This is a genomic window from Paraburkholderia sediminicola (assembly GCF_046026855.1).
GTDB lineage: Bacteria > Pseudomonadota > Gammaproteobacteria > Burkholderiales > Burkholderiaceae > Paraburkholderia > Paraburkholderia sediminicola_A.
The window spans coordinates 66,726-86,516 of sequence record NZ_JAQQET010000021.1; the positions used below are offsets into that span (position 1 = coordinate 66,726).

The following is a 19,791-nucleotide window of genomic DNA, read 5'->3' on the forward strand; positions in this document are numbered from 1 at the left end:
CTGCCGTTCGGCCAGAGCGCGTTCAATCTATGAGTATTGTGATTGGCTGATACGCGCGGCGTCCCAAAATTTCCTGTCGCGTTGCGATCTACGTAATTTGTCCCGATTCGGGCGCTGTGGGTGCCTTGAATGCATCGGGATATTCGTGACGAAACCAGTCTTTCACCTGATCGTGATTGAGTGCAAAGAATTCGCGCGATCGCGGTATCAGGACGAAACCGAAAGCGAGCAGACAGGTGGCGAGACCGAAGCATGTATAGACTTTGCCCACCGCCCAATGCGTGAGCGCCACGCCTGCGATCATCGGTCCAAGCATGCCCGCAATCTGCGTGGTCATCATGCTGGCAGCGAGAATGCGCACGCGGAAATTCTGCGGGATAGCCAATGAACGATGAGTCGCACCAACCAGTCCCATCGATGCATTGGCGAAACCCACACATGCAAGCGCCAATACGAGAACGATGGGTGAATAAGCCCAGCCCGAAGCAGCAAGTGCTAACCCTTCACACATAGCGGCCCCTACGCGGACATTGAACCGGCCGAACCGGCTGACTAGTGCGTCAGAACCACGAAAGCTGCCGAGTAGCAAACCGATTGATAGGGCCGCTTCGCAACCACCTAGCCAGAGGCCCGACAGTCCGAGTGATTGAACTTTGAGCGGGATCAGCATGCCGACGGCAGGGCCCTGGAATATCCAGACGAGGAAGTTGACAAGTGTCCAGCCGCGTTCCAACGGGACGATCCATTTAGCATGCAGTCCGGCGCGCAGGTCCTCCCACCAGCGGGCTAAACCGCGATGGCGTTCGCGATGCTGAGACTGGGATGGAAGCTGCCACGTCACGTAGGCAGCGACGCCAAGCAGAATGCCGTTCATCCAGAATGTTGCAGCGATACCGCCCAGGGCCAGTGTCGCGCCAGCTAATGCTGGACCTAAGGCACGGCCAGCCGCTTGCGTCGATTTACGAAGACGAAGCGCTTCGGCCAAACGATTCGCCGGAACAAGTTCAGCCGAAATGGTGGCGCTGGCCGGATCGATGAAAGCTTTCGCTATAACGGTGACCACGCCTAGGCAGATGATGAGCGTAAGTCGGTAGTCGGACAGCGAGGCGAGCGTAGCGAGGGTAAAAGCGACGGTCATCAAGGCGCAGACACCCCATGCAATCTGCGGTCTCTTTGCGTATCGATCACCAAGTGGCGAAAGCAGCGGCATTGCAAAAATCGTGGTGATGGCAATGCTTACGCTGTAGATCGCAAGGTCATGCGCGCCGCCCTGATGAACGATCCACCAAGGGAGCGTGATATAGCCAACCATGCCTGCCAGGACCGTCAGAAGATCGCTGAAAAGCAGACTGGCAAGAGCGGGGGCGATTGCGTTCAGGCGCGATTTGATTCCCCGAGACACCGCTTTCTCCCCTGTTGAGTTCGATGATGCTACCTCAACATTTTTCCCGTAGCTTAGGTGAACATGGCCAGACGCCGGTGTTTCACTAGTGGGATGATGAACGGTCGATCTTTTGCCTGGATGATTTCGTTCGGGACACAGATTTGCCCAATCTTTGAAAAAAAGTAGTTCAGGAATGTCGATTTAGCCCTATCTCCAACGTCTAGTAGGTGAGCGACGGGATTGCGTATCCTGCACTCAACGAGACATCCAGCAAAGGAGAAATCACCATGGCCCTTCCACTGACTCCCGTTATCACCGTCTTTGAACGGTCGCCCGATCGCGGCAAAGGACTGGCGCGTGACATGCGTGTTCGCTGGGCGCTTGAAGAAGTGGGCCAACCTTACGAGGTTCGTCTTGTTTCGTTCGGTGCAATGAAGGAGCCCGCGCATCGAGCGCTTCATCCTTTTGGGCAGATTCCGACCTATGAAGAAGGCGCTCTTGCCCTGTTCGAGTCGGGGGCGATCGTGTTCCACATCGCAGAGCACCATGCAGTCCTGCTACCTGAGGATGCGAATGCCCGGGCACGCGCGATCACATGGATGTTTGCCGCACTCAACACGGTTGAGCCGCCGATCCTCGATCTCCAAACCACCAGGTTCCTGGAGGGCGACAAGAGCTGGTACGAGCAGCGCCTGCCTATCGTCGAGGATCGCATTCGTGACCGGCTGGGCGAGCTTTCCTATCGCCTTGGCAACGCCGACTGGCTCGACGGTGCGTTCAGCGCGGGCGACCTGATGATGGTGGCGGTGCTACTCAGGTTGAAAGCATCGGGTCTGCTGGACGAATATCCGAACCTCGCCGCCTATGTCGCCCGCGGCGAAGCGCGGCCCGCCTACAAGCGTGCTTTCGAGGCGCAATTGGCGGTTTTCACTGGCAAGCCACCCACCGGCTGATTAAGGTCCGCTCAGGGCTCAACGCCGTCATTGAGCTTCGCCACGGCCTGCGCGGATACTTCGCGTTTATTGCGCCGTGGACACGCATTTCCACCGCACTTCGATCCTTGCGAAGTTGAACGTCGGCTAGTGACGAAGGTGCTTCGAGTGCAGTGCTGCAGGTTCTTTTACCTCACAGGTAATCGACGTGCGTTGCGCCCGCGGCGAACATAGGTAGCATCGAAGCTGTCGATCCGAACACACCTATGCTACGGAGCGCTACCATGACTGCATACGCTGTTGCCCACCTGAACAATGTCGATCTGTGCGCCGATGTCGTCGAATACCTCGAGCGCATCGACGACACACTTGAGCCGTTTGGTGGCCGTTTCGTCGTGCACGGCGCTCGGCCCGACGTGTGCGAAGGCGAGTGGCACGGCGATCTGATTATGGTTGCGTTTCCCGATCTCGCCGCCGCGCGTGCCTGGTACGGATCGGACGCGTATCAACGAATCCTGCCGTTACGCCTGCAGCATGCAAGCGGGTCGGTGATCCTGATTGACGGCGTAGACGAGCACCACAAAGCGACTGACATACTGGCCTGAACACGGTGTGCTTGCAGCCGTGGTCACCTATCGACGCCAGGTTAACGCAAAAGCGGCCACACGCGTTGCGGACGACAATTGCCCCACAGCGAACGTCCGCTTCGGCCGAATTCCGGCCCGCCCACTTTGCCGTACCCGCAGCCGCGGTACCTTACGGACTCAAGCGGTGCATATAACACACCAAGGCTGCGCGAGCAGAAGGCGTGTTGCAGATGAAGCAGCGACGCCGGACTGAAAAAAGGAATCGCCGAAGCATTCGCGGCGCACCCAGGCCTTGCGCCGTTCACGCCACCACACCCAGAAGCCAGTCAGCCAGGGCTTATGCTCGATCGCCCTTCCCAGAAAGACCAAAAATCGCCTGCAGTGCAACGACGCGCGCCTGTGCGAACACCATGCCTTTCCATGCGTCGTTATCGCAATAGAAGACGTCTTTCAGGTCCCGTCCGATCTGCTCCGACTGTTCAGCAGAACCGTCCGGATGCCGATGCAGCCAATGGTCCGCGCGTAACGCATGCAAGACCCGCGACGTCTCATAGGTTCCAAATTCGAGGCCCAGCGTGGTCTTTTCGACTGTCGGGAATCCGTCGTAGACGGTATTCACCAACGGCCCATCGATAACGGCCGAAACTGACCGCGGGTCGACGATCTGTTTGACATCGGCGCCCCACCAGTTACGCGCTCGCCGCAGTTCAGGCATGTCGTCTCTCATGAAGATTTTCTCGCCGTGACCATGGGCGCCGAGACCGGTATGGATGTCCACCCACGCCAACCGATCGTAGTTGGGCAGGTGCGCGCCAAGAATCGCATTGACCTCGCATGTGCTCCAGCATCGCGAACTTCCGCCGTAGAACATGCCGTCAGGCACCTCGTATTGCCCCTTCGTCGCGGTCTCGCGCAACTTGTGCTCGCCATGCTGCCGGATGTAGCTGGCAAGCGCGTCGTTATCGGCATCCGTTGGCGGCCACGTCTCGGGCAGGAGCAATGCGTCGAGTTCCCTGTAATCCGGGTTGGCACCGACAGCAGCGTTGAAATCAGTGCAGTTGCGATTCAGGTCGACATTGTCTTCGTTCACTCTGCGCAGATGCGCAAACCCATAAGGATTGACAGCGTGAATCAGGAGCAGCGCGACCGCCTTATCCCGTAGTTCGTCCAGAAAATCGGTGTCGTTCAGCAAGCCGACCTGACATCCCGATCCACAAAATCCCTCCACGCCGTGCGTTCCAGACGTTAAGACGAGCAGTGACCTGGCGTTCTCGGGCGAGAACAGGGCTGAGTCGATCGAAAGCGCCGCTCCATCGGGCCCGATCTTGTGCGGGTGAAATACGCGCCCAACGGTCATGCCCAAGGCTTGAGCCGCCTTGATAAATTTTTCTCGCGCTTCGACGTATGTGGCTGAAAAATAATTCTGTACCGCCATTTCCAGGCCTCTAATTTTTGTGTGAAAGTTGAGCGATGAAGTAATTCCTTTGCTCGCTGGAGGATATTGCCGGGTCGTTCTCGCTCGTTCCGCCCGCCCGTAAGCCGGACGCGAGAAAGACTCGAACCAGCTATGCCGCATCACCCCCGGGTCCATCAGTGACCCATCTGCGTGTCCGCAAATGGATCGTCTGTAGCAGGCCACAATGATCTGCCCGCCTTTGCATAAAGCCGGGTGGCAAAGTCTCTTTCGAGCGCGCCTGGCGCATCGACGTGAATAATGTCTTTGGCGAGCGGGGCAAAGGCCGCGTGGAAGTGATTGAGGGACTTCACGACAATGATTTTGAACTGACTCGGATCGAGTCCCAATGCGACGATGAATTCAGGGTGGAAGACCTGCGTTCGATGCGTGTTCAGAATCAGATTGACGTTACCGGTGCTGACCCATGCTGCGTCGCCGATACTGATGGGGACGAGGCCGAATCTCTGCGTGATGCCGGACGCGATCCGGCGCACGGTAACGTCCAGATCCAGCGGCTGGCCCGAAGCGGCACCGACTTTTCCCCCAATGCGAAGTTTCAGTCTCGCGCCTTCGCCGGCCTCCTGGCAGAAACGGACGGCAACCGGATCCCAGTACAGGGCGCTAATGACATTGTCGATGCCCCGCTCCAGGATTCTCTGCAGAATAAAAGTCGAATCGCCTGGTGCACCGCCGCCTGCGTTATCGGACACATCGGCAAGAACAATCGGCCCCTCGGCGGCGGCGCATGCGAGATCCAACGCTTCGTCTATCGATTTGAAAACCGGCGTCAGGGCTGCGCGTTTGCTCCAGACTTCCTCGCCCAGTGCCGCGGCCACGGTAGCGGCCTTCCGTTGGTCACCGTCGGCGATCACAAGCATCTTGGCGCCGACGCCCGCGACATCTCCCCATGGGAAGCCATGCACGAAAGACACGGAGAGAATGCCATCGGCGCCTTCCATCGCTGTCATTCTTTCGACGAACTCGCGCAGAGGCTGATCCTGCGTCCTGAAGATGCCTAGCATCCGGCAATCGAACATCGCCATTTGGGGCCTGACTTTACCGGCTACCGTGTCGGCAATGAGTTCGAAGAGTTGAGCCGCACAAATTTCGATATCGACGTGCGGATACTCCTTGTACGTCACGATTGCCGTCGCCTTGTCGAGCATAAGCGGGGTGAGGTGAGCGTGCAGATCCAGTTCCACTCCGATCGGCAGGTCGGGCCCGACAACATGCCGGATATGGCTGAGCAGATCTCCTTCAACGTCGTCATAGCCATCGGCCACCATTGCACCGTGCAGCGCGAGGATAACGAAGTCGACTGTGCCGGCCGCCTTCAGATCGGCAACGATCCTTTCCCGAAACTCTTCATACACGGCGCGGCTGGTAATGCCGCCCGGTTCCGCCACCGCGCAGAGACTTTCGACCGCCGTCCAGCCGCGCGCATAGGCCATCTCCTTCCAGGTTGCAAGCTGGGCAGAGCAGCAGTTCAGTTGACGCTGCGTGGCGTCGCCATAGGCGAGCAATAACTGCTCGAAGCTTTGCCGCCCGGTGGGGATAGGCGAAAAAGTATTGGTTTCGGTGTCGAGCCCGGCCATGAAGAATTTCATTTTGTCTCTTTCGATGATTGTCATCAGGCCGGGGGGTGCCCTGCCAGTGCTGCCCATTGTACAGAACGATAAAAATATTTCCATTTAGGAAAATTCCCCTACCTCAAACCACATCAAGAGCCCGTGGCGTGCGGCCAAACTCACCGATCGCGGCCGGGATGATGCGTTTTCCCAGGTTGTCCAGGACGGCTCAAATACCCATTTTTGAAAATCTTTTTCTTTTTAGGATAATTTTTGCTACCTTGTGCACGTGGCCCAGTACAAGGAGCTGCATAAATCCGGCCGGGTCACTCCAGCCAGTTGAATCGAGACCATGGAATTCAAGGAGGAGACCCATCGTGGGTACAAAAACCAAGCAGAACAGGCCCCCGCAGAAAAAACGTAACAACGGTCGCGCTGTCGTGCGGCCCATGGGCGGGCGCTATGCGTCGATGCTCGTCGGGCCCGCTGTCGGACTGACGGTACTGTGTGCACATGCGCAAACGGTTCCCGCCAATCCCACGCCGGCTTCCGCACCCGTCGCAGCGAGCGCCACGAAAGCAACGGCGCCGGCCACACCTAAAGCGCCCGCCAAGGCCGCTGCGACTGGCGACGTCACGACCCTGAACACGGTCGAAATTACGGCGAACCGGCGCCGGGAGCCGGCGCGTGAAGTGCCGATGCAAGTGAATGCGCTGAGTGCGCAAGAACTTCAGCGCAAGGGCGACGCGTCAATGCGCGATTACCTGACGAAGGAGCCGGGCGTATCCCTATCCTCGGTGGGCGCGGGCAATGCCCAGATCACCATGCGCGGGATCACGACCGGCACGGACATCTCGCCTACAGTCGGTGTCTACGTCGACGAAGTGCCGTTTGGCTCCAGCACGATCTATGGGTCCGGCTCACAACTTTCACTGGACATGGGGCTGCTCGACCTCAACCACATCGAGTTGCTGCGAGGTCCGCAAGGCACGCTGTACGGTGCGGGCGCAATGGGCGGGCTGCTGAAATATGTGACAAACGAGCCGGACACCGAAGGCGGCATCACCGGTCATGCAGGCATCATGTTCTCGGGCACCGACCACGGCGGCCTCAACCATACCGAGAGCGCGGTGGTGAATGTGCCCATCAAGCAGGATGTCGCCGCCCTGCGAGTCAGCGCATTCAACCAGCAGGACGGCGGTTACGTGAACCGTGTCGGCAGCGATCCGGAAAAAGGCGTGGACGGCGCCAGCACCCGCGGCGGCCGGGCATCCCTGACCGTCACGCCAACCAACGCACTGACAGTGCGCCTGACCGCGACCACGCAGCAGATCAAGCGCGATGGCACGGCGTCCGTCGACTACAACTTCTACACGCGGCAACCGGTCTACGGCGACCTTACCCAGAACCGGCTGGTCGATGAACCGTTCGACCAGATCATCGAGCTTTATTCCGCGAACATTGAGTACGATTTCGGGTGGGCACGCCTGAACGCTATTTCGGCCTATCAGACCATACGCTCCAGCCAGACCAGCGACGATTCGTCTGTCTATCCTGGCATCCTGAACGCCCAGTTCGGTGCGCCACTGTTTCGTACGGCTGCCGCGAATCTGGCTATCTCAACGGATAAGTTCACTCAGGAATTGCGCCTCACGTCCCCGGCCAATCGCAAGCTCGAGTGGATCGCAGGGCTTTTTTACACAAGCGAACGCACCAGCCAGAATCAGTCTCTCACCGCCACTGGGCCCACGACATCGCTCAATCTGCTCACGAATCAATTTCCGTCGACCTACAAGGAATATGCAGCCTACGGCGATCTGACCTATCACTTCACCAGCCGATTGTCCGCAACCGCCGGTTTGCGGATTGCCCATAACGATCAGACATTCAGCGCCATCGCGTCGGGCCCGCTTGCCGGTTCGGGGAATCAGCCCGGTCAGTCAGCTGACACGAGCAAGACGTATCTCTTCACGCTCGGCTATCTGGTCACGCAGAACAGCAGCCTGTACGGGCGGATTGCAAGCGGCTACCGCCCGGGTGGTCCGCAGCCGAGCTATCACGATCCCGTCACTGGGCAAATGTCGCCGGGAACGTTCAACCCCGACACGCTGACCAGTTATGAAGTGGGCTACAAGGCCGATTTCCTGGATAAGCGCGCGTCGCTCTCCGTTTCGGCATTCGATATCGAATGGAAGAACATCCAGCTCAATACGATCATCAACACGCTCGGTGTGGTAGCCAATGGCGGTAAAGCCCGTTCGAGGGGACTGGAATTCTTCGGCACGCTGAATCCGACTCCGCAGTGGCATCTGGGCGCGGGCCTCACCTATCTCGACTCCCGGCTCACCCAGGATGTGCCGGGCATTGGGGCAGTCTCGGGCGACCGCCTGCCAAATACGCCGGATTTCTCGGCCACGCTCAATCTCGACTATCTCTTCAACGTCGCCTCGTATCGCGCCTACGTGGGCGCGACCGAGGCCTATATCGGGCCACGCAACTCGAACTTCCCCGGAAGCAAGACCGCGCCGAACTTCAACATGCCGGGCTATTTCACGACTGACCTGCGTGCCGGTATCGATCTGCGCAAGGCAAACGTCTCGTTCTTTGTTCATAACCTGTTCAACAGACGCGGCATGCAAGCAGCGGGGAGCTCCTTCGTTCCGCTCGGAGGCCCCGCCTCGGTTATCTTTATCCAGCCTCTTACAGTCGGCATGCAGGTTGACGTGCCGTTCTAAAACGGATCATGGGCGCGGAGATTGCCGGCGTCTCCGCGGTGGCGCGGCCCGCATCGTCGGGTCGCGCCACCATACCGAACGGTGGTGCGCTCCGCCGCCAGTCACACGAGTTACCCATTCGAGCCGGCGTCACTGAGATAGTCCATGCTTGAATCCAACGATTTGTTATCCGAACTAAGATCGCGGAAACCGCTGCTGTGGCTCAACCCGAACGTCGGTCGCCCTTTGCCGGCGAACGCGCCCACGGCGGACCAGATCACAGAAGCCGGGAACCGGCTAGCGCGCTGCGAGCCGTTGATGGCGCAGCTGTTTCCCGAACTCCGCGCGACCGCGGGGAAGGTGGAGTCTCCGCTGGTGCGCGCCGACCCTCTGCAAGCCGCACTGACAGATCCGGGCAAGCCTCAGGGCGCGTGGTTCATCAAGCGCGACGATGCGCTGCCCGTGGCAGGTTCCATCAAGGCTCGCGGCGGTTTTCACGAGGTGCTGGCACTGGCCGAGTCGATCGCCATCGAACACGGCCTCGCGGATGCGACCAGTGATCGTCGGCTCCTCGCCTCACCGCCAGCACGCGCGCTGTTTGCGCAGCACACGGTCACGGTCGGCAGCACCGGCAATCTCGGTTTGAGTATCGGCGTGATGGCGGCGGCGCTGGGGTTCGAGGCCGTCGTGCACATGTCCACCGACGCGAAACTGTGGAAGAAGGAGCGTCTGAGGCAGCGTGGCGTTCGGGTCGTCGAGCACGAGGGCGACTATGCCCAGGCCGTTGCGGGCGGACGCGCGCAGGCGCTGGAAATGCCTCGCTGTCATTTCGTCGACGACGAAGGTTCGTTGATGCTGTTTCTCGGCTACGCAGCCGCGGGCCGCCATCTGGCCAGGCAGCTTGCCGAGGCGGGCCGCATCGTCGACGCAGAGCATCCGCTCTTCGTGTACATCCCGTGTGGCGTCGGCGGTGCGCCGGGCGGCATCACCTACGGTCTGACGGCCTTGTTCGGCCCGCATGTGCATTGCTTCTTCGCGGAGCCCGTGGCTTCACCGTGCATGCTGGTTCAACTGGCGGCCGGTTGCGATGAACCCGTGTCCGTGTATGACATCGGCCTCGACAATCGCACGGATGCCGATGGACTCGCGGTCGGGCAGGCGTCGTATCTTGTCAGCCCGCTCATGGCCGCGCAGCTCGCCGGCGTATTCACCGTCAGCGACGACGAGCTCTACACGCAGTTGCACGTGGTCAAACGGACCATGGAGATCGAGCTTGAACCGTCGGCCGTGGCGGGCCTCGGCGGTCCGGCGTGGCTGAGCGAGTCGGCCGCCGGTCGTGACTACTTGCGTGCCCGCAATCTCGACCTGAGCGCCGCGACGCACGTGATCTGGACGACGGGCGGATCATTGGTGCCACCTGAGGAGCATCGGCGCTTCCAGGCTCGCGCGAAGGCGCCGGGCGCCATTCACGGCTAAGAAGTCGGGCCACGTTCGCGTCGGCCTCCTTCTTCAAGTCTTCAGACGATGCCCAGTGACGCGTTCGATATGACACGGATGCAGTTCAGCCGCAAGTTCCCGTCCTCCGACGCCCCGCTGGGCGACTGCCTGTTCCGCTCAATTAAAAGCGAAGTCGATCGCGCGACCGAGCGCCGGCCACGGTGCAAGCCCGTGTCCCTGTTTGGGGAAGACCGCGTAATCCTCAACCTGATAACCGTTCGATCCGCGCAAGGCTTGCAATCTTGCGGTGAGCTCACGCGCGTTCTCGACCATCCGGTTGCTGCGAACGCGAGCGTCGAGCTCGGCCTGAGCCATAGCGAGCGCGGCCGGGACCGGGGTCGGCGTCTCCTCCTCGCTACCCATGGTCACGAGCACCCGTGGACTGACCGTGCCGGCGCTCACCGCAGCAGAAAATTTTTCCTCATTCGCCAGCACCGCTTTCTCGCTCCACCAGATCGACGGACTCGCCGCGATAAAGGTTCGAAAAGCGCTCGGTTCGACGAATAACGCGTGGAGAACAGCCAGACCGCCCAGCGAATGCCCGAAGATCGCCTGGTTCGAGCGGTCGATGGAGACCAGCTCCGCAACGCGTGGCTTGACCTCCGTTTCGATCGTCGCAAGAAAGTCGTCGAGACCGCCAACCCGGTCCGGTGTCAGGTTGAAGCCCGGTATCTGCTGCGTAGCAAGGACTTCGACACTGACCGGCAAGCTGAGGTCGTACATTCGCTTCAACCCGAAGGCGTAGGACATCGACGTCAGTTCATTCAATCCCGGCAACGCCCCAAGCGGCTCAATGGCCTTTTTGATAAAAGCAGGATCGCTGGGATAGCCGATACCCACGACAACCACATCATGCACGTTGGCGCGAACAGCTTCCATGGCGCTCGCGAAATAGGCGTGCGCGTCGAGCACATAGAGCACCCGGTAGCCGCGTTCAGGCGCCGGTAGCAACGGCAACGCCACGCTGATCGAGTATTGATGGCCATTAACCCCGGAAACAAAATCGATTTTCCGGGTATTGGGGATCGAAACAGGCTGAGCTTGCGTCATACGCTTCATCTACCTCAATGATTGGTTAGGGTCTGCACAACGCAGACTCCATCGTGCTGCGAAACAAAGTGACGGACTCTGATCCCGTCACTGGCATTCATGATTTCGTGTGTATTCCTGGCGTTCGCCGATACCGGCGCGAGCTCAGCCTCCCTGTTTCCGCTCGAACGAGAGATTCCTGGTGCGCGGCAAGTTGATCTGGAATCCTGTCATTCGCCCGCCTTGCTTCGAAAAACTGAACGCGGCGCACCACCCCATCACGGAGGGCGCGAGACATGCAAGCGTCTCGCCCAGACAAATCAGCTCGCTCTCGGCTTGCCCATACGCATCGCCGCAGCGAAGCACGATGCGTTCACCGTCCCGGGCGATAACGGCTGTGCAGTCAGCGTCGGCGCTGTAGTACCGGCCCGTGACCGCTTCGACGAAAGCTTCCGCGTCGGCGGTGTCCCTCGCAACCTTTCGATAGACCGCGGATTGTCCGCCGAACCGGATCGTCAATTCCCGGCTCCTGGCCGCATCGTCCAGCCCGAGATCGACCTCACCCATGCCTACGGCTGGCAAGATGACCCGTCCGTCAGGTGCTTTTCTCAACGGCACCCCTTGCGGTGCCCCGCACATCGACAGCTTCAGCACGCCCTCCTCATCGACCAGCCCGTAGATCATGCCGGTGTCCGTTGACCACCAGTCGCCGAGCAGGTCCTTGTAGTCGGCCGCCGCGATCGTTGGCGCGCGGTCTCCCAGATGGTCGGCGAGGATGAGATCAAGTGCCTGCTCGGCCAGCTTCACCGGGCTGCACGCCGGTGCGCCATTGGCCATGATCACGATGTCGAGCCCATGGTCGGGCGCCGTGAGCATCTGGCTCGACGCGCCGATTACGCCGCCGGAGTGATGCACGACACGCACCCCCCGATAGGACTCGACCACCAGGCCCATCGCATAACTTCCGACGGCTCCGTCTGGAAAAGGTACGAGCCTGGTCAGCGCAGTCCAGGTTGCGGCCGCGCCGAACCGGTCTCGTGTCCGAAGATGTTCGGTCCAGCGCAGCATGTCGTCGACCGTCGAGACGATGGCGCCTTCGCCGCGATTCTCCTCCGAAGGAAACAGGCCGCGCCGCCAGCCACCGCCCGGCGCCGGCGTATGCATCGTCGCAATGCCCGGCGTGATGCTGTAATCGCTCGGGATCGCCTCGGTATCGAGCATCCCCAAAGGATGGAACAGCCGCTGCTTTAGCTGGGCTTCGAACGACGCACCGCCCACCCGCTCGATCGCAATCGAAACCAGGTGATAGCCACCGTTGTTGTAAAGCATCGTGTCGCCGGGCGCGAAGTTACGACCCGTCTGGCGAACCTGCGTGGCGAGACCCGTCCCTACCGGCGGCACCGCCAGTCCACGGCTTAGGATGCCGATGTCCACAAAGCAGCGCGAGCCGCCGCGGTGCAGAAGGAGTTGCCTGAGCGTGGGGTCGCCGCCCGGGCCGGTGAGTTCGGGAATGACGCTTCGGATCGGCGCGTCGAGATCGAGTTTGCCTTCCTCGACCAGCAGCAGGGTCAAGAGAGCGGTGAAGTGCTTGCTGATCGAGGCGATCCGCATGCGCGTGCCCGGCGTGTTGGCCACCGCGTGCTCCAGGCTGGCGAGCCCAAGGCCGCGCCGATACAGCAGCTTGCCGTGCTGCGCAATGCCCACCACCAGGCCTGGCGCATCACTGCGATTGAAAGGGGCAAAAAGACCGTCAAGGGCACTGCTGACATCCACCTTCAACTCCGGACCCACCATAGCGCTTCTCCACAGATTTGCCGCCATAGCGGCGCGATAGTCATTTTTTCCAAAATGGACATTCAATGCACTCGAATGCCCAACCCGGACTGGGACTCAGCCTGCCTGTTTCCGTTCGAACGAGAGATTCCGCGTTCGCCCTGAATTGATCTGGAATCCGCTCATTCGCCCGCCTTGCTTCGAAAAACTCAACGCACAGGACCATCCCGCCAGGGAGGGCGCAGTGCATGCAAGCGTCTCGCCCAGACAAACCAGATCGCTCTCGGTTTGCCCGTAAGCATCGCCGCAGCAAAGCACGATGCGTTCACCGTCCCGGGCGATCACAGCTGTGCAGTCGGCATCGGCGCTGTAGTACCGGCCAACGACCGCTTCGGCGAAGGCTTCAGCGCTCGCGATGTCTCTCGCGACCCTTCGATAAATTGCGGATTGCCCGCCGAATCTGACCGTCATCCCATCGCCGCGCGCGGCTTCGTCCAGCCCGATTTCGACATCGCCCATGCCCGCACCGACGCCCCGCGCAACCGCCCGGCCGTTAAGTCCTTTCTCCAACGGCAACCCCTTCGGACTGCCGCACAGCGACAGCTTCAGCACCCCCTCCTCGTCGACCAGCCCGTAGATCATGCCGGTGTCCGTTGACCACCAGTCGCCGAGCAGGTCCTTGTAGTCAGCCACCGCGATCGTAGGCGTGCGCTCACCCAGACGGTCGGCGAGGATGAGATCGAGTGCCTTCTCGGCCAGCTTCACCGGATAACACGCCGATGCGCCATTGGCGATGATCACGATGTCGAGCCCGTGGTCGGGTGCCGTGAGCATCTGGCTCGACCCGCCGACCACACCGCCGGAGTGATGCACGATTCGCACCCCCCGATAGGACTGGACCATCAAACCCAGTGCATAACTTCCGGCGGTTCCGTCAGGAAAGGGGGCAAGCCCGGTCAGCGCAGTCCAGGTCGCGGGCGAGCCGAACCGGTCTCGTGTCCGAAGATGTTCGGTCCAGCGCAGCATATCGTCGACCGTCGAGACGATGGCGCCCTCGCCGCGGTTCTCCTCCGAGGGAAACAGGCCACGCCGCCAGCCACCGCCCGGCGCCGGCGTGTGCATCGTCGCAATGCCCGGCGTGATGCTGTAATCGCTTGGGATCGACTCGGTATCGAGCATCCCCAAAGGATGGAACAGGCGCGCCTTTAGCTGGGTTTCGAACGACGCACCACCCACCCTTTCGATCGCAATCGAAACCAGGTGATAGCCGCCGTTGTTGTAAATCATCATGTCGCCTGGCGCAAAGTTGCGACCCGTCTGGCGAACCTGAGTGGCCAGCGCGGTACCCAGCGGTGCAATCGCCAATCCGCGGCACAGGAATCCGATGTCGAGATAGCAGCGGGAGCCGCCACGATGCATCAGGAGTTGCCGGACCGTGGGATCGCCGCCCGGGCCGGCGAGTTCAGGAATGTAGCTTCGGATCGGTGTGTCGAGACTGAGTTTGCCCTCCTCGACCAGCAGCAGAGTCAGCAGAGCGGCGAAGTGCTTGCTGATCGAGCCGATCCGCATGCGCGTGCCCGGCGTATTGGCCACTGCGTGCTCCAGACTGGCGAGCCCGAAGCCGCGCCGGTACAACAGCTTGCCGTGCTGCGCAATGCCCACCACCAGGCCCGGCACATCGCTGCGATTGAAGGGGGCAAAAATCTCGTCAAGGGCACTGACATTCACATTCAACTCTTGAACCACCATGACGCCTCTCCACAAGACATAGCGCCAAGGAGGCGCAACAGTTAGTAGTACGTTGGAGAAATTTCCAACATAAAATAATTTGCAAACCGCACAAAACCGACAATATGAGAATCTCGGCGAAGGCGCCAGTCTAGCGGCTATGGCCGCGAGCACTCACTGGCCATATGACCTCAACGCTTCCCCGGCGAAACACAATGATCTCGTCATGCAGATTGAGCGTCGGGTCGCAATGACCCGGCACCAGCAGCAACTGGCTGCCCAGCGCAGGTTTGACGACGTCGCGATTGAGCATCTGCACACTTCCATGTTCGTCGTTCACGACCGTGTAGTGCAAGGTGCTGCTTGCGCCATCATCGCCCCAAACCGTCGGCAAACCGGAATCGACGGCGAGAGACTTGAGTCCCGCGTCGACCACCACGATCTGTCCGGCCTCACTATTGCCAACGCTGATCACCGACGCGGCGAGAAACAGGCTGTGTTCGAAACGCAGTGCGTCGGTATAAACGTTGCGACCGTAGTCCCCATCCATGAAGGCATAGGAACCGGGCTGCACTTCGGTGTAGACCCCACTGGCGAGATCGAACTCGACGCTGCCACTGCCGCCGCCCGTGACAACCGCGCAGACCACACCGTCACGGCGGAGTGCGTCGACGACCTCGGCCGTGCGAGCCGCGGCGCCCGCCGAGGCATCACGCCGCTCGGCATAATCGCGGATGTGCTGGATACCGCCGTGATACGCCTGCAAGCCTTTGAACGTCAATTGAGCGTAGGCGGACATCACCTCCAGCAATTGCAACACCTGCCTGGCATCGGCAACACCGCAGCGGTTCTGGCCGACGTCAATTTCGACGAAGACATCGATACGGCTGCCGTGCACGGCGGTTGCCGCCGCTAACGCCATCACCTGATCCGGGTGGTCGACACAAACGCTGAAGCGCCCATGCAGCGCCATCCGCGCCAGCAAGTCCAGCTTCGCCGAACCGATGATTTCGTTGCTGATGTGAATATCCGTGACGCCGGCATGAAGAAAAGGCAGCGCTTCGCTGACCTTCTGGCAACAGATGCCAACTGCACCGCGCTGGATCTGCGCGAGCGCGATCGCCGGGCATTTGTGCGCTTTGGCATGCGGACGCAACGCTACGCCGGCCGCATCGGCTCGCGCCTGCATGACGTCCAGATTGCGCTCGAACGCGTCGGCGTCCAGCAGTAGCGCGGGTGTATCGATGCTTGCTATCGGATTCCCCGGACTAGTTGCCGGTAGAACCTGGATATTGTGAATGCTGCTCATAGTTCAATGTAGATCCAGTCGGATCGAGTGGTCGACCGTTGACGGACTCGCTCGCGAAATGCCAGGCTGCCGACGCCTGGCGACGCAGCCGACATAGCGTGAGCGGTCCGGGTAAATAAAACTCAAGCGTTCCGAGTTGGCTCGGCAACCTGCCCGGACCTGACTCGCACGACGTCTTCATGGAGTGGCCAAAGGTGCTGCGCGAGGCGCGAACGAGGAAACGATGCGACATCGGCTGAACTCAGTCCCGGGCTATCGACAGTAATGATTGCCGAGGCCAGGGCCTGGAACCCTGCCCGGAAATGGTTGGAGCTTTTGAGCGCAACGATCTTGCGGCACTTCACGTCGATGCCATGAAGCAGCAACATCGCGTGATCGAAGGTTTGCGTCGGACGCGAGATAACAATAACGTCGACGCCCTCGATGATGAGCCTGCACGATGTCCCGACATCGAATTGAAGGCCCTCCAGCATGGACCCTGGAAGACTCGTGAAGCGGCCGTCGGTAATGGCTTTGACATACGCTAGCGCAACGATGGGGGCGCCTTGCATCTTGCCGAGCTTCCCGCCGAGTTTGACTTCTATCGTCGCGCCGACGCCGGCACGCTCAGCTTGTTGCGCGACTTCCGGGTCGTGAATCGCCACGAAGCATGCGGTTTCGGGCGGAAGCTGCGCGTGCAAAAGCGCCCGCAACAAATGCGTCGCATCGCCAGGCGCGCCGCCGCCCGGGTTGTCCGAACTCTCGTTGATCACAACCAGACCTGACTCGACCGCAAGGGCCTGCCTGACGCCCTCCTCCGGCGCAAGGACCTTGGGCCTGAACGCCTCCCGGTTCGCCCAGATCCAGTCGGCAACTTCGCTGGCGCAGCGCTGCGCGAGGTCAAGGTCGCCATCGGTCGTACACACCACCGTGAGGCACGGCGCGGGAATATCGGCGTACGGAAAACCATGGAACCAGGAGCAATCGATCACCCCCGGCCGTTCACCGATACGCGCGCACAAATCGTTGACGTCTGCCGCGGGCAACCCGGAATCCGTGCTCATGACGATACCCAGCATGGGCAACTGGTGAATTGCAGTGACCGGCCTGATCACCCCGCGGGCTGTCTGGGCCAGCAGCTCGACAGCCTCGACGCCGCGCTGAAGGAGGTCCGTATGCGGATAGAGTCGGCACGGCAGCGTCAGATCGCCAAAGACACGCATCTGCTCGGTCATCTGCCCGTGCAGATCGTAGACAGATGCGATGGGCACCTCATCGCCGACCAACTCGCGTACCGCCGCGAGCAGGTCGCCTTCGAGATCGTCGATCCCCTCCACGACACCCGCTCCGTGCGGCGCCATCAAGACCCCATCAACCGGGAGTGCATTGCTGATTCCGGCGAGCACAGATCGCTTCAGGTGCTCGTAGACACTCGCGTCAATGGTTCCGGACGGCCACGCGAAAGCCACTGTCGAATAAACCAATTCGATCCCCGACGCGGCGGCCGCTTCGATATAGCCGCCTACCGAACGATTGGTTCCCGCGTACTCCGCTTCAACTTCATCGCCACTGACACACCTGAAGCCGGATAGCTGGGTGTGACCCGTGAACTCCGTCGCATAGGTGTTGGTCTCGTGGCAGATCCCGGCGACGACAAATCTCAGGGTTGAGGGTGCATTATGCATTGGGGGCCTTTTTCGTAATATCGATCATGCACTACGCGATGCGAGCTTCCACAGTCGAGCCAGCGTGGCCGCTTCGCCATTGCCGGCGACGGCGTCAAATGCATTCAGCGCTTTCCCCTTTTGACCGGCCAGGTAGTAAGCAATGCCAAGATGCAAGCGCGCTTCATTCGGATCCGCAAGGCCGCCTTTCGCAAGGCCCGTCTCGATCAAAGCTATGCCTTCCTGATTTTTCCCCGAGAGCGCCTCGTTGAAGCCAGTTTCGACCAACGCAGCGCCGTTGCCTGCCGTAGCGGCCGGCTGCGGCTGAGCCGCCGCTTTGGTGGCGAGGTTCCTGAGCCGCTCGCCGCGTCCCGCATCCGCGCCTTTGCCCAGCACACCGGCATTGAACCCCTGGTTCACCACACTCAATGCCTCCGCCCCGTGCCCGGCCAGAATCGCGAGCTGCGCCATCTGGATGTAGTCACTTGCACTACTCAGATTGTTTGTGGCTCGCTTGAGACGATAGACATCGAGTTCGAATCGTCCCGCGAATTTTGGATCTGCCTGCAGGCGGCCGAGTAGCTCGCCCCAATAAGCCGGTGTCGGATAATATTTAACGAGTTGTTCCAGCACCGCTGTGTAGCCGGCGTTGTCGTCCTGCTTCTGATAACAACTCGCCAGCAGTTTCAGCGCGTCAGCGTCAGGCGCACGCCCGGCGCGCATCTCCGCATCCACCGCCGGCCGGAGGATTTTTTCTGCTGCACCGGGGTTGCCCGCCATGTAGTAAGACTGCGCGAGCAGCGTTTTCATATGCTGATCGCCCACCCCCGCGCTCTGATAACGCTGCCCCCATTGCACGGCCTGCGCATAATTTCCCTGCTGATAGGCGAGACTCGCCAGAGCCGCCATCATCTTCTGCTGCTCCGCAACCGGCTGGCGGCCGCTCTGGATCAGAAATCCGTAATCACGCGCGGCCACTGCGAGGTCGCCGGCGGCAACGGCTGCCGCGCCGCCCATCTGTGCAATAACGTCGCTTTCGTATTGCGACTTGCCGGGCACGGCCTCTGCCTGCGCGACGCTCGCCAGCGCATCCTTGTAGCGTTGCGCCTGGTACAACGCACGCGCAGTCTGCAATGGTCTGGCTACTTCCGGCCGGAGGGTCTCGGCCGGAAACGCCGACTTGCTGACGAGCACAGCGCTCACCCCGATCGCTAGAAACAGCCCACGCAGCAAAGCGGACGACATGCGTCCAGAACTAAGTCCACGACTCATTTTCCACCTATCCCAGACGTTCCTACTGCATGAATTGCTCATTGCCGACGAGCGCGATTTTGGTGACGCCCTGCCGTTGCGCCGCCGCCATCACAGCAGCCACGCGACGGTATGGCACCAGCCGGTTGGGTCTGAGATGCAGCTCCGGCTGCTCCGCTTGCGCCGCCACCGTCTTAAGGTGCTGATCGAGATCCCCTAGGTCCGCAAGGGGCGCACCATTCCAGCTGATGGTGCCGTCGAAATCCACGTCAACCTCCACCACCGGCGGCGGAGCCTTCACGACGGGAGGTGGCGTACCCACTGGCATATTCATCTTCACCGCATGAGACTGGATCGGGATGGTGATGATCAGCATGATGAGCAGCACCAGCATGACGTCGATTAATGGCGTCGTGTTGATCTCGACCAGTACTTCGGGTTCCTGATTACCACCCGCCGGAATGTTCATTCCCATTTCTGCCTCCTCACCCGCCGTGCGCAACCGGATTCGTAATGAAATCTACCTTCGCGATACCCGCTCGCTCACACGCCACTACGACTTTGCCGACGTATTCGTAACGCGCATTCTCGTCACCCCGGATCTGGACCTCGGGCTGCGGCTGCTGTATCGCGACCTGCTTCAGGCGCGCCACCAGCGTCGGCATATCAATGTGCTGCTCCGACCAGAACACGTCGCCGTCGCGATTAATCGCAAGCACGATGTTCTTCGGCGTGGTCTGCAACGGCTGGACCGTCTGCGTCGGCAACCGGACGTTCACGCTATGCGTGGCGACCGGAATGGTGAGCAGGAAGATGATGAGCAACACCAGCATCACGTCCACCAGCGGCGTGGTGTTGATCGACGACATCACCTCATCGTGCTCGTCGCTGCCTTGTCCCGCACTCATGGCCATGATCTG

15 protein-coding genes are annotated in these 19,791 nt (G+C 60.7%); 4 read left to right on the forward strand and 11 right to left on the reverse strand.

Annotated elements, in window-relative coordinates:
• Positions 1–88: 88 nt before the first annotated feature.
• Positions 89–1,402 carry an MFS transporter gene (locus tag PQR40_RS22975; RefSeq protein WP_408509919.1) on the reverse strand — a complete coding sequence of 438 codons (1,314 nt, stop codon included), beginning with the start codon at positions 1,400–1,402 and terminating at the stop codon, positions 89–91.
• A 269-nt stretch (positions 1,403–1,671) separates the two neighbouring features.
• Here PQR40_RS22975 and PQR40_RS22980 point away from each other — a divergent pair, with 269 nt between their 5' ends.
• The gene (locus tag PQR40_RS22980) at positions 1,672–2,337 is read left to right on the forward strand and encodes a glutathione S-transferase family protein (protein ID WP_408509920.1); all 666 of its coding nucleotides are present in this window, start codon (positions 1,672–1,674) and stop codon (positions 2,335–2,337) included.
• A 263-nt stretch (positions 2,338–2,600) separates the two neighbouring features.
• Positions 2,601–2,921 carry a DUF1330 domain-containing protein gene (locus PQR40_RS22985; protein ID WP_408509921.1) on the forward strand — a complete coding sequence of 107 codons (321 nt, stop codon included), beginning with the start codon at positions 2,601–2,603 and terminating at the stop codon, positions 2,919–2,921.
• A 319-nt stretch (positions 2,922–3,240) separates the two neighbouring features.
• On the opposite strand, the gene PQR40_RS22990 is transcribed toward PQR40_RS22985, so the two are convergent.
• Positions 3,241–4,338 carry a M14 family metallopeptidase gene (locus tag PQR40_RS22990; RefSeq protein WP_408509922.1) on the reverse strand — a complete coding sequence of 366 codons (1,098 nt, stop codon included), beginning with the start codon at positions 4,336–4,338 and terminating at the stop codon, positions 3,241–3,243.
• Positions 4,339–4,493: 155 nt separating this feature from the next.
• The gene (locus PQR40_RS22995) at positions 4,494–5,966 is read right to left on the reverse strand and encodes a M81 family metallopeptidase (protein WP_408509923.1); all 1,473 of its coding nucleotides are present in this window, start codon (positions 5,964–5,966) and stop codon (positions 4,494–4,496) included.
• A 338-nt stretch (positions 5,967–6,304) separates the two neighbouring features.
• Between PQR40_RS22995 and PQR40_RS23000 the strand changes: the two genes are divergently transcribed.
• Together PQR40_RS23000 and dsdA are read left to right on the forward strand one after the other, a co-directional pair.
• A complete protein-coding gene (locus PQR40_RS23000) occupies positions 6,305–8,662 on the forward strand; it encodes a TonB-dependent receptor (protein ID WP_408335917.1) in 2,358 nt (785 codons plus the stop codon).
• Between the two features lie 144 nt (positions 8,663–8,806).
• The gene (gene dsdA, locus PQR40_RS23005; RefSeq protein WP_408509924.1) at positions 8,807–10,117 is read left to right on the forward strand and encodes a D-serine ammonia-lyase; all 1,311 of its coding nucleotides are present in this window, start codon (positions 8,807–8,809) and stop codon (positions 10,115–10,117) included.
• Positions 10,118–10,255: 138 nt separating this feature from the next.
• Here the strand turns inward: dsdA and PQR40_RS23010 are convergent, their stop codons facing one another.
• The 8 genes from PQR40_RS23010 to PQR40_RS23045 all read right to left on the reverse strand — a co-directional run bounded on the left by PQR40_RS23010 (position 10,256) and on the right by PQR40_RS23045 (position 19,785).
• Positions 10,256–11,188, reverse strand: coding sequence for an alpha/beta hydrolase (locus PQR40_RS23010; RefSeq protein ID WP_408509925.1), 933 nt, complete (start codon positions 11,186–11,188; stop codon positions 10,256–10,258).
• A 144-nt stretch (positions 11,189–11,332) separates the two neighbouring features.
• Positions 11,333–12,961 carry a serine hydrolase domain-containing protein gene (locus tag PQR40_RS23015; RefSeq protein ID WP_408509926.1) on the reverse strand — a complete coding sequence of 543 codons (1,629 nt, stop codon included), beginning with the start codon at positions 12,959–12,961 and terminating at the stop codon, positions 11,333–11,335.
• Positions 12,962–13,057: 96 nt separating this feature from the next.
• Positions 13,058–14,689, reverse strand: coding sequence for a serine hydrolase domain-containing protein (locus PQR40_RS23020; protein WP_408509927.1), 1,632 nt, complete (start codon positions 14,687–14,689; stop codon positions 13,058–13,060).
• 130 nt (positions 14,690–14,819) lie between these two features.
• Entirely contained in the window at positions 14,820–15,977 is a 1,158-nt protein-coding gene (locus PQR40_RS23025; RefSeq protein ID WP_408509928.1) for a DSD1 family PLP-dependent enzyme, read from the reverse strand.
• 122 nt (positions 15,978–16,099) lie between these two features.
• Positions 16,100–17,641 carry a M81 family metallopeptidase gene (locus tag PQR40_RS23030; RefSeq protein WP_408509929.1) on the reverse strand — a complete coding sequence of 514 codons (1,542 nt, stop codon included), beginning with the start codon at positions 17,639–17,641 and terminating at the stop codon, positions 16,100–16,102.
• Positions 17,642–17,665: 24 nt separating this feature from the next.
• Positions 17,666–18,892, reverse strand: a complete 1,227-nt coding sequence (locus PQR40_RS23035; RefSeq protein WP_408509930.1) for a tetratricopeptide repeat protein — start codon at positions 18,890–18,892, stop codon at positions 17,666–17,668.
• 22 nt (positions 18,893–18,914) lie between these two features.
• Positions 18,915–19,346: an ExbD/TolR family protein gene (locus PQR40_RS23040; RefSeq protein ID WP_408223571.1), complete on the reverse strand. Its 432-nt coding sequence runs from the start codon at positions 19,344–19,346 to the stop codon at positions 18,915–18,917.
• Between the two features lie 10 nt (positions 19,347–19,356).
• Positions 19,357–19,785: an ExbD/TolR family protein gene (locus PQR40_RS23045; RefSeq protein ID WP_408223573.1), complete on the reverse strand. Its 429-nt coding sequence runs from the start codon at positions 19,783–19,785 to the stop codon at positions 19,357–19,359.
• Between the last annotated feature and the right edge of the window lie 6 nt (positions 19,786–19,791).